14 protein-coding genes are annotated in these 9,020 nt (G+C 62.4%); 3 read left to right on the top strand and 11 right to left on the bottom strand.

The genetic code is table 11. The features are described 5' to 3' along the window. Positions 1 to 2: 2 nt before the first annotated feature. From BJP06_RS12015 to BJP06_RS02590, 5 genes are all read right to left on the bottom strand, one after another. Positions 3 to 191: a hypothetical protein gene (locus BJP06_RS12015; protein WP_177224250.1), complete on the bottom strand. Its 189-nt coding sequence runs from the start codon at positions 189 to 191 to the stop codon at positions 3 to 5. Further along, positions 122 to 640, bottom strand: coding sequence for an alcohol dehydrogenase catalytic domain-containing protein (locus tag BJP06_RS12405; protein ID WP_369822180.1), 519 nt, complete (start codon positions 638 to 640; stop codon positions 122 to 124). The genes BJP06_RS12015 and BJP06_RS12405 overlap by 70 nt, the downstream gene beginning before the upstream one ends. A gap of 30 nt (positions 641 to 670) precedes the next feature. Then, positions 671 to 847 carry a hypothetical protein gene (locus BJP06_RS12010; RefSeq protein ID WP_177224251.1) on the bottom strand — a complete coding sequence of 59 codons (177 nt, stop codon included), beginning with the start codon at positions 845 to 847 and terminating at the stop codon, positions 671 to 673. Between the two features lie 5 nt (positions 848 to 852). Further along, entirely contained in the window at positions 853 to 1,080 is a 228-nt protein-coding gene (locus BJP06_RS11800) for a hypothetical protein (protein WP_143110520.1), read from the bottom strand. Between the two features lie 429 nt (positions 1,081 to 1,509). Then, entirely contained in the window at positions 1,510 to 2,376 is an 867-nt protein-coding gene (locus BJP06_RS02590; RefSeq protein WP_071572713.1) for a sulfurtransferase, read from the bottom strand. Positions 2,377 to 2,671: 295 nt separating this feature from the next. Here BJP06_RS02590 and BJP06_RS02585 point away from each other — a divergent pair, with 295 nt between their 5' ends. After that, positions 2,672 to 3,730: a Cj0069 family protein gene (locus tag BJP06_RS02585; RefSeq protein ID WP_071572712.1), complete on the top strand. Its 1,059-nt coding sequence runs from the start codon at positions 2,672 to 2,674 to the stop codon at positions 3,728 to 3,730. Positions 3,731 to 3,768: 38 nt separating this feature from the next. Here BJP06_RS02585 and BJP06_RS02580 read toward each other — a convergent pair whose 3' ends face one another. The 5 genes from BJP06_RS02580 to BJP06_RS02560 form a co-directional block, all read right to left on the bottom strand. Then, entirely contained in the window at positions 3,769 to 4,164 is a 396-nt protein-coding gene (locus BJP06_RS02580) for a DUF3151 domain-containing protein (RefSeq protein WP_071572711.1), read from the bottom strand. 5 nt (positions 4,165 to 4,169) lie between these two features. Next, on the bottom strand, positions 4,170 to 4,763 hold the full coding sequence (locus BJP06_RS02575) for a nucleoside triphosphate pyrophosphatase (RefSeq protein WP_071572710.1): 594 nt from the start codon (positions 4,761 to 4,763) through the stop codon (positions 4,170 to 4,172). Positions 4,764 to 4,766: 3 nt separating this feature from the next. Next, complete coding sequence (locus tag BJP06_RS02570; protein WP_071572709.1) at positions 4,767 to 4,970, bottom strand: acyl-CoA carboxylase subunit epsilon; 204 nt, start codon at positions 4,968 to 4,970, stop codon at positions 4,767 to 4,769. A gap of 15 nt (positions 4,971 to 4,985) precedes the next feature. Next, positions 4,986 to 6,512 (bottom strand): acyl-CoA carboxylase subunit beta, encoded by a 1,527-nt coding sequence (locus BJP06_RS02565; protein ID WP_071572708.1) that lies wholly within the window; start codon positions 6,510 to 6,512, stop codon positions 4,986 to 4,988. A gap of 105 nt (positions 6,513 to 6,617) precedes the next feature. Next, a complete protein-coding gene (locus BJP06_RS02560) occupies positions 6,618 to 7,040 on the bottom strand; it encodes a hypothetical protein (protein ID WP_071572707.1) in 423 nt (140 codons plus the stop codon). A 31-nt stretch (positions 7,041 to 7,071) separates the two neighbouring features. Here BJP06_RS02560 and BJP06_RS02555 point away from each other — a divergent pair, with 31 nt between their 5' ends. Both BJP06_RS02555 and BJP06_RS02550 read left to right on the top strand, forming a co-directional pair. Next, complete coding sequence (locus BJP06_RS02555; protein WP_071572863.1) at positions 7,072 to 7,794, top strand: biotin--[acetyl-CoA-carboxylase] ligase; 723 nt, start codon at positions 7,072 to 7,074, stop codon at positions 7,792 to 7,794. A 10-nt stretch (positions 7,795 to 7,804) separates the two neighbouring features. Next, positions 7,805 to 8,266 (top strand): hypothetical protein, encoded by a 462-nt coding sequence (locus BJP06_RS02550; protein ID WP_255365772.1) that lies wholly within the window; start codon positions 7,805 to 7,807, stop codon positions 8,264 to 8,266. Here BJP06_RS02550 and budA read toward each other — a convergent pair whose 3' ends face one another. Next, on the bottom strand, positions 8,267 to 9,004 hold the full coding sequence (gene budA, locus BJP06_RS02545) for an acetolactate decarboxylase (protein WP_071572705.1): 738 nt from the start codon (positions 9,002 to 9,004) through the stop codon (positions 8,267 to 8,269). Between the last annotated feature and the right edge of the window lie 16 nt (positions 9,005 to 9,020).

The following is a 9,020-nucleotide window of genomic DNA, read 5'->3' as shown; positions in this document are numbered from 1 at the left end:
GATTAACGGCGCAAGACGAGATTGATTTTCCCATCCTGAACCAGCTTGATCACCTTGGGGTGGTCGTTGCAGTAGCCGATGGAAGACCCTATGACATGTTCCTTCAGCGTGAGATCGCACATCACATCGATGGAATAGGGGGTGTAGGCGGAGGGCCAAGACTTCCACCCGGCCTGCGGGTTGTGTCGCATGAATGAGGTCGTGAAGTATCTGGAGGACGCCTGCTGCGTCGAAAGATACGGCTTCTAATTCGCCTTGAGTGAATTCGGCAACCGGTCCTCCTCGAGCGGGTTGACAACGTGGCCAGCGCCGCCGACGAGCGCTCATTCGCCTTTGCGGTTGACATCGGCGTACCCAGCCAGCATAAGTGATGCCGTGGTGTGCTACCGAAAGTGGTTTTATGAGCGCCGCCCCGGCCGGAAATCCCGATGAACCCCATCTGGTCGTACAGGTGGTAGTGGCCGCGCTTGCAGGATGGGCAGGTGACGTCAACCATGAAAGGCTGAACAGTGACATGGTCACCGACGTTGATCCCGGTTGCGGTCGGGCCGACCTCCTCAACGACACCGGAAAATTCACGCCCCATCGTGCGCGTAGCTGCTGAGTGCAGACACGGGGGAAAGTGATTCCTGGCAGCCAACCTGGCAATGGGTTGGAGAGCAGGAGAGGCTCAGAATGAGTCTCCGTAGTTCGCGAGGTAACGGATCTTCGGTGTGATCTCCACACGTCCTTTGCCCTCGCGGTGGCGCTTCATGATGAGCTTGGCCGCGGCGATCTGACCCGCGTTCGGGGGAACGTTGGTCTTTGGGACGTAAAACTCTTGATTAGGGGTACGGCGCTTTTCCATTTATGTCACCTGCTCTCGGAGTCCCAACTCCTGGTTATTTGCTTGATTAATGAATCGACGAGGTCATTCTCATTATTTCCTAGGAAGGGTGCGTCATCAAGCGCATCGATGGCAGCGACACCGATGGCGACGACTTCTGGCTCTTTTGATACGCAAAGGTCCGTCGCCCAACGCAAATTTGAGTGCCATTCTTTAAGCAAATCTTGCTTTCGTGTGTTCTCAAGAGTTTTCATGACTCCGTAAAAAGCCACTGCGGCGGGAATTGAGGGGCCCAGTACCTTAGCGCCTAGATCGAGGGCAGCTTCTCGTGTTACTGGGTCCTTGAAGATTAACGCTAAGTAAAACAACCCGGCGAACAAGAACAAGATAATGATAAGAAAATCTTTGACCCAAGTTAATCCTTGGTCTGTAGTACCCCCCACCACGTTTCATGCTCATAAACCATAGCAGACAGCCATGGGCTGAGAGCAGACCTGTGAAGGAGGCTCTTGAGCCCCACAAACACAAACGGGATGGGCTGGGAAGTGGTCCACCCTGTCCTCGCCAAGCTTGACGTGACCGGTCGTATCACTCTCGCTCAGCCACGACGGCGACTACGCCACCGCCACCTGCCTGAAATGCGCCTAGAAGTCCGGTGCGATTGGCCGTCAACCTGTTCATTCTTAGCGCTCGCCGCGCTCCACCGGCACACGCACCATGTTTCCCCACTCCGTCCATGAGCCGTCGTAGAGCGAAACCTGCTCGAAGCCGAGCACATGCTTCAGTACGAACCAGGTGTGGGCCGCGCTTTCGCCGAGCTGGCAGTAGACCACAGTCGGTACAGCAGGGTCGAGATCCTTGTAGACCTGCGCAATGTCGTCCTTGCCCTTGAGGCGCGCGTTCGGGAACACGGAGTTGCCCCAAGGGATATTGATAGCTCCCGGGATATGTCCGTGGCGCAGGGTGCCGATGCCACCATCCTGTGCGGCCTCTTCTGTTCCTGCATAGTGCTCGGGCGTGCGGACGTCGATAAGCTGGGCGGGTGTTTCCGCCAGCAGCTGTGATGCAAACGTGCGCAGTGGCGTGTCCTGACGCTCGACTACGGGGTACTCGGTGCGCGGGTACTCGGGCACCGCGAACGACGTGTCGCGCTCTTCACCCATCCAGGCGTCGCGGCCACCGTCGAGGATGCGAACATCCGGGTGGCCGAAAATCTCAAAGACCCACGCCGTGTAGGCGGCCCACCAGTTGGAGCGGTCGCCGTAAATCACTACGGTGTCATCGCGGGCAATGCCACGGGCGCTCATGAGTTCCGCGAAAGCTTCACCGTCGATGAAGTCGCGCTGCACTGGATCGTTGAGGTCATTGTGCCAGTCGATGCGCACCGCGCCGGGGATATGGCCGATGTCGTAGAGGAAGGCGTCCTCATCGCTTTCGATCACCCGAAGCCCCGGCACGCCGAGGCGCGCAGACAACCACGCTGCAGAAACGAATCGTTCAGGGTGCGCGTAGTCCGCAAACTGCGAATGATCATCGAGTTCAATACCCACGGTGGGCTAACCTCCAATAACACTGGCTAATAACACAGAGCGAAGTTCCTTAATACTCCTCACCCTACATGTCAAGGAAATAGAGAGCCGGGAAATCCCGCAAAAACGATCCTGTTGTGCTCGGTGTCACTCCTGTGTGCAGGGTGTATTCGAAGGGGTGAACCGGGGTGTGAAATTGGGCACGTTTACCCAGGCGAGTGCAGGAAAATTCAGACTGGACAATAAAGTGAAAAATTGAAACATTTCGACACCCGTTTCCGCCAATACGGTGGGACAATGACATGAAAGGTGCCCCATGCATAAAGCTATCGTCGTATTCGAGGTCGAGGGCGGCTCGGATAAGTATTTCGACGGTCACCGGAAAGACACCATGCCGATCGTCAACGCGATCAAGGCAATGGGATGGCACGCCGAAGTCGTCTTCTACCGTCCCGAGTGGAAAGACGCGATCTACACCTACGTCTCCGAGAACTTCGACGGCTACATCTCGCGTGTAAACCCAGGCAACATCCCCGGCGGCGAGAAGGGCTACTTCGAGCTGCTCACCAGCCTTTCGGTTGCGGGCCTGGTTGGCATGTCCACGCCGGGCGAGATGATGGCCTACGGGGCGAAGGACGCCCTGGTGAAGCTGAAGGACACTGACCTCGTCCCGTCTGACACCGCCGCCTACTACGACGTCGATACCTTCCACGAGACCTTCCCGACGTCCCTGTCTTACGGCGAGCGCGTACTCAAGCAGAACCGTGGCTCCACAGGTGAAGGCATCTGGCGCGTCCGCATCGCTGACGAGGACCTCGCCGCGTCCGTCGAGCCGGGCACCGCGCTGCCGCTGGACACCAAGATCCGCTGCACCGAGGCCGTCGACAACCACACAGAGACCCGTGAGCTCGGCGAGTTCATGACCTTCTGCAACCAGTACATTGTTGGCGACAACGGCATGCTGGTGGACATGCGCTTCATGCCTCGCATTGTCGAGGGCGAGATCCGTATTCTGCTCGTCGGCCCGCACCCGGTCTTCGTTGTGCATAAGAAGCCGGCAGAGGGCGGCGATAACTTCTCCGCAACCCTGTTCTCGGGTGCAACGTACACCTACGACAAGCCAGAGGCGTGGCAGGAGCTCATTGACATGTTCGCTGAGGCACGCCCGATCATCGCCGAGAACCTCGGTGGCGACAACATCCCGCTCATCTGGACCGCGGACTTCATGCTGGCCGACGGCGAGAACGGCGAGGACACCTACGTGCTCGGCGAGATCAACTGCTCCTGCGTCGGCTTCACCTCCGAGCTCGACATGGGTATCCAGGAGCTCGTTGCGCAAGAAGCAATCAAGCGCGTCGAGGCGAAGTTCGCCTAGTCGCGCTTAGTCGTACGTGTCATGACGCCGCCCTGGGATTAAAGCAGCGTAGCGACGCTGTCCGGGTCGGCGTCGGACAGCATTTGGCGGCAGCGGTCGTACTCGGCGTCGTCGCCAATCGCCTTGGAGGCCAGGGCGAGCTGCGCGATGGCCTTGAGCACCGGTACGTTCGCCTCATGCGAGGCCGGCACCGGGCCCCAGCCTTTCCAACCGTTGGCGCGCAGCCGGTCGAGCGAGCGGTGGTAGCCGGTGCGGGCGTACGCGTAGGCGACGATCGTGTCGCCGTCCGCCAGCTCGCGCTCGGCGCGGGCGGCCCACACGGCGGGGGAGTCGGGGTGTGCGACGGCAGTGGCGTCGGCAAGCAGGTCGCAGCCGATAGCTGGGTCTTCTGGGAGGCGGATCGGGTCAGGGGCAAGCATGTCGTTGAACTTCATGCCGACTAGGATACCCAGAACTCCGACGCGTCCAGTCCGAAATGGTAGAGGCAGCGCCTCAGCAGCGGCATGGACAGGCCAATGACGCTGGTTGGGTCGCCATCGATGGAATCAATAAACCAGGAGCCGAGCGCCTCCAGCGTGAACGCGCCCGCGCACTCCAGCGGCTGGCCGGAGTTGGCGTAGGCCACGATGTCGGCGTCGCTCGCCTCGCCGAAGCGGATGGTGGTGCGCACGGTGTCCGTGACCCACTCGCCGTTGTAGGTGACAGCGTGGCCGGTGAGCAGCTCTGCGACCTTGCCGCGTTGCGCGCGCCAGCGCTCGATCGTGGCTGCAACGGTGTGAGGCTTGCCTAACAGCTGGCCATCCAGGAGCAGCATGGAATCGCAACCGACCACGACGTCGCCCGGGAACTCGCCGGCGACGGCCTCAGCCTTAGCGCGGGCGAGGGCGGCGACGATGTGTGCCGGAGGGGCGTCGGCAAGCGAGGTGATGACCGCGTCCTCGTCGATGTTGGCGGGCCGAAGTACCGGCTCGACGCCACCCTGTTCGAGCAACATTCGGCGCGACGGCGACTGCGAGGCGAGAACAATCCGCATGGCTTAGGAGTACGTCGAAGGGGAAAACGCGAGTGGGTTAAACAGTGTCGGCGCATGCACTGGCGAAGGCGTGGTGCCCCATAGGTTGCGCTGCCCGCGCTTCGCCGCCTGCGCCTCTTGCTGCAGTTGCTCCAGGACAAGGCGCAGCGCCTCGACCTCCTCGGGGGAGGGGTTGCCTTTCACAACGTCGAAGGGGAGGGAAGACATACGTTCCTTTCGTGGTTACAGCGGCAGGTTGCCGTGCTTCTTCTGCGGCGGATACACAACCTTGCGCTCCAGCAGGCGCAGACCTTCCACGAGCTGGGCGCGGGTGTCGCTTGGCGCGATGACGGCGTCGACAAGGCCGCGCTCGGTAGCGACGTAGGGGTTGAGGTTTTCTTCCTCGTACGCCTGCGTATCGACGCCCAACGCCTCAGCAGCCGTCGGAGCGTCAGCCAGCGCGATCTGCGCGGTCGGCCACGCGAAGACCAAGTCAGCACCCAGCCCTTTCGAGCCGAGCACCGAGTAGGCGGTGCCGAGCGCCTTGCGCGTGATCACAGTCATGGTGCCCACCTGGGCCTCAGCGAAGGCGTACGCCAGCGTGGACGCCGCGGACAGGGCGCCTGCCTGCTCCTCCTCGACGGTCGGGACGAAGCCTGGGCAGTCCACGATGTGCAGCAGCGGCAGGTTGAAGGCGTCGCAGGTGCGGATGAAGCGCGCGGCCTTGCGGGCGGCGTCGGCGCTCAGGCAGCCGGCGAGCACGCTTGGCTGCGTGGCAACGATGCCGAGCGCCCGACCATCAATGTGCGCAAACCCGGTGACGACGTTGCCGGCGTGGGCGCCGCCGAGCTCGTAGAAGTCGCCGTCGGTGATCGTCTCGATGACGGTAGTGATGTCGTATGGCTGGGCGTCCTCATCCGGGACGAGGGAGTCGAGCACGCTGGCGTCCGCGCCCTCGGCAGCATCTGCGACGGGAGCGGCCGCGCGGTTGTTCAGTGGCAGGTAGCTCACGAGCTTGCGCACCTCGTCGACGGCCTGCTCATCGGTGCTCACGCGGATGTTGGCAACACCAGTCGTCGCTGCGTGGACATCCGCGTCGCCGAGCTGCTCCGCCGTCACCTCGCTGCCAGCGACCTTGGAGGCGACGTCGGTCGCGGCCAGGTGCAGGCTCGCACCATCAACCATGATGCACATGTCAGCCAGCGGAACGGTCGTGGCAGCAAGCGTGGCAACCTCACCGGCAACCACGGCGATTTGCGGCACCAAGCCAGAAGCCTGCGTCGCGGCACGCAGGATCTTCGCCTGCATATGCGCCGTGACGACGCCCTCCTGCCAACGCGGGCCGAGCGAGTCGTAGAACCCGATCACCGGCACGCCAGTCTTTGCAGCCAGCTCGTAGACCTTGAGGATCTTCTCGGCGTACACCTCGCCGATGCCGCCGTCGAAAATAGTGGCGTCCTGAGAGAACACGCACACGCGGCGGCCGTCGATCAGGCCGTAGCCTGCCACGACACCGTCCGTCGACGGCTTGGTGCGGTCCATCTTGTACGCCTCAACGCGGTGGCGCGCCAGCGCGTCGACCTCCACGAAGGACCCCGCGTCCAGCAGGCGCTCGACGCGCTCGCGCGCGGTCAGGTCCCCGGCCTCGTGGACTGCGTCGATCGCGTCCTGGCCCAGCGGTGCCCGGGCCTCGTCAAGCCGGTTGCGCAGATCTTGGATGCGGCCTGCAGTCGTCGACATGTCAGGTTTGGAAGAAGATTTATCGCCCATATCGCCTCAGTCTAACTAGCACGGAAAGAAAACCACATTATAAATCGCGTGGCGACGCCCCAATGTTTCAGGCACCAGGACGCCGCCACGAAATCTGCACAGCGCTTAGCGCATGCTTGGATCCTTGAAAATGCTCCACGCAGCCGAGATCAGCGGCAACTGCAACGGCAGGCGGCCAATGCTGATCACTTGTTTCTGCCACGGCTTATCACGCCACTGGCGTGCCATCTCGAAGTTCGCAGGCCACACGGCCAGCAACAGCGCTGCCGCGAAGCCACCACCGAGTTTGCGCAGCTTCGGCGCACGCTTCTGGTGTCCCGCATGTGACGCCGGGCCAAGCTTTGGCGCGGCCAGTAGTGCCGCGGCCGCAAGTTCTGCGACGCCAGATGCGTAGGTGTACGTCCGGGCCTCACCCGGGAGGGATTCGGGAACGATGGAGTCGAACGGCTCCGGTTTGATGAAGTGCAGGATGCCGGCCACCCCGAACGTCGGGATGAGTGCGTTGCGGAGAAAACGTTGAATCGTCATGCGTCCAACAGTAGCGCTAGATTGGATCACCATGAATGCTGAGAAACTGACCAGGCTCCAGCGGGGCGTCGAAAAGTATTGGCCGGTGGTGCGCTGGGTCGAAACTACTGGGTCGACGAACGACGATCTGCTGCGTGAAGGCGAGCCAGGCACCGTGCTGATCGCGGGGGAGCAGACGGCGTCGCGCGGGCGCCTTGGCCGCAAGTGGGTCAGCCCGAAGGGGGCGCAGCTGGCGATGAGCATGGTGCTGCCCGTCGACGACAACCCGCCACCGCTCGGGCTTCTGTCGATCGCCCCCGGCGTCGCGATGACCGACGTCGTGCCGCAGGCCCAGCTCAAGTGGCCGAACGATGTGCAGATCGGTGGCAAGAAGCTCGCGGGGATCCTCTCCGGGCTCGCGGACGGCCGCGTGGTGGTCGGCATCGGCATCAACCTGAACTTTGCACGCGAAGAGTTGCCCATTCCCACCGCGACCGCGCTGAACCTCGAGGGGATCGACGTCGACGTCGTGGACTTCACCACGCAGGTGCTCTGCGCGATGGGCGAGCGCTTTCAGCAGTGGCAGCAGCGAGACCCGCAGCTGCTCGCTGACTACCGCAAGGTGTGTACCACGATCGGCCAACATGTGCGCCTTGAGCTGCACAACGGCGAGGTGGTCGGCACCGTCGATGGTGTCAACGACGAGGGTGAAGTAATCATCGACGGCACGGCGTACAGCGTCGGAGATGTGCACCACCTCCGGCCGAAACAGTAGGATCTGTGCCGTGCAACAGTCGCGGGTGAAGTTTCAGCTGGCAGAGGGCGAGACCGTCCTCGCCGACACGAACCCGCCTTTCACGAGCCTCATTTTCCCGTTGCTCGAGCTCATCGTGATCACCGGGGTCGCCTGGATCGCCATCGGCTGGATGGACGTCACCCCGTTTATCGACGCTCAGGCGCGCAACATCGTCGTCGTAGTGTGGGCGCTGCTTTCCGCGTGGCGTTTTGTGTGGCCGGTGGTGCGTCACCGCCGCCAGCGCTTCCTGCTCACCGACCGTCGCATCCTCGCCCGTTCGGCGCGTGGTGCGGTCGACTCGATCCCGCTGCGCCAGATTCATTCTTTTCGACGCCAACGCGGCGGGCTGTCCATCGCCCTGTGGGGGTACGACCAACCGGTGTTCTTCCCCCGCGTAGGCAAGGTGCGCGCGGTGGAGCGCGCACTCGACGCGAGTCTGCGCCGCCGCTAATTACTCCTTAATCTCCGTCGTGTGCAGCTGGCTGTCCAAGTCGTTGGGGTTCAAGTTGCCCGCCTGGAAGTCCGCCGTGATCGGTAGATGCAGGTCCATGTCGGTGGCGGGGCATAGCTCGATGATGGCGTCGTTGATGGTGTAGTCGAGCACGTGGCCGCCGGCGGTGCGGGCGTCGTCAATGAAGTGGACGTGGCAGCCCGGCACCCCGATGCCCTTGGCGTATTCGGGCGTGCGGAAGCCGCCGATGATGCCGTGGATGTCGGTGAAGTGGTGCTCGGCGTCGTCGCCGATGGCTTCCGTCATGGGGCGGTAGGGCTTCTCCTGCTTGGTTACGGTGCGGGTGACCACCTCGTCGAAGGCGCCGGTGATTTTCACGGCGTAGAAGAAGTTGTGGCTCGGCTCGAGCGCGTCGATGAACTCGGCGAGTTCCGCGCGGCGCATCCCTTTCGGGGCGTCGACGCGGATGCGTGGCACAAAGTTCGTCACGACGGTGAATGGCGTGCGCTGGTCGAGGGTGGCGACGCGAGCCTTGCCGTCGCTGGTGAGCTGGTAGCACACGCCGTCGAGAATGATCATCTCGCCGTCGAGCCCGTCGAAGGTGCCAAGGCCGAAGTTTCCCTTGCCGAGGATGTCTCCGATGGTCAGTTCGCCTTCGTAGATGCCGTCGAGAAGCGCGGTCATCAACGAGTTCTGGAAGATGGTGTGGCGAACAATGGCAGGATTCGTTTCAGTCATGCCCACATCGTAGCGC

It is taken from the genome of Corynebacterium sp. NML120713 (genome assembly GCF_001875735.1).
Lineage (GTDB): Bacteria > Actinomycetota > Actinomycetes > Mycobacteriales > Mycobacteriaceae > Corynebacterium > Corynebacterium pseudogenitalium.
Note: the sequence above shows the minus strand (reverse complement) of the source record. Positions and strands in the feature narration are given on the sequence as shown.

Bases quoted from the DNA above. Each gene is read 5' to 3' on its own strand.
- BJP06_RS12015 (WP_177224250.1), bottom strand. From the start codon at position 191: ATGCGACACAACCCGCAGGCCGGGTGGAAGTCTTGGCCCTCCGCCTAC.
- BJP06_RS12010 (WP_177224251.1), bottom strand. From the start codon at position 847: ATGGAAAAGCGCCGTACCCCTAATCAAGAGTTTTACGTCCCAAAGACC.
- BJP06_RS11800 (WP_143110520.1), bottom strand. From the start codon at position 1,080: ATGAAAACTCTTGAGAACACACGAAAGCAAGATTTGCTTAAAGAATGG.
- BJP06_RS02585 (WP_071572712.1), top strand. From the start codon at position 2,672: ATGCATAAAGCTATCGTCGTATTCGAGGTCGAGGGCGGCTCGGATAAG.
- BJP06_RS02580 (WP_071572711.1), bottom strand. From the start codon at position 4,164: ATGAAGTTCAACGACATGCTTGCCCCTGACCCGATCCGCCTCCCAGAA.
- BJP06_RS02575 (WP_071572710.1), bottom strand. From the start codon at position 4,763: ATGCGGATTGTTCTCGCCTCGCAGTCGCCGTCGCGCCGAATGTTGCTC.
- BJP06_RS02570 (WP_071572709.1), bottom strand. From the start codon at position 4,970: ATGTCTTCCCTCCCCTTCGACGTTGTGAAAGGCAACCCCTCCCCCGAG.
- BJP06_RS02565 (WP_071572708.1), bottom strand. From the start codon at position 6,512: ATGGGCGATAAATCTTCTTCCAAACCTGACATGTCGACGACTGCAGGC.
- BJP06_RS02560 (WP_071572707.1), bottom strand. From the start codon at position 7,040: ATGACGATTCAACGTTTTCTCCGCAACGCACTCATCCCGACGTTCGGG.
- BJP06_RS02555 (WP_071572863.1), top strand. From the start codon at position 7,072: ATGAATGCTGAGAAACTGACCAGGCTCCAGCGGGGCGTCGAAAAGTAT.
- budA (WP_071572705.1), bottom strand. From the start codon at position 9,004: ATGACTGAAACGAATCCTGCCATTGTTCGCCACACCATCTTCCAGAAC.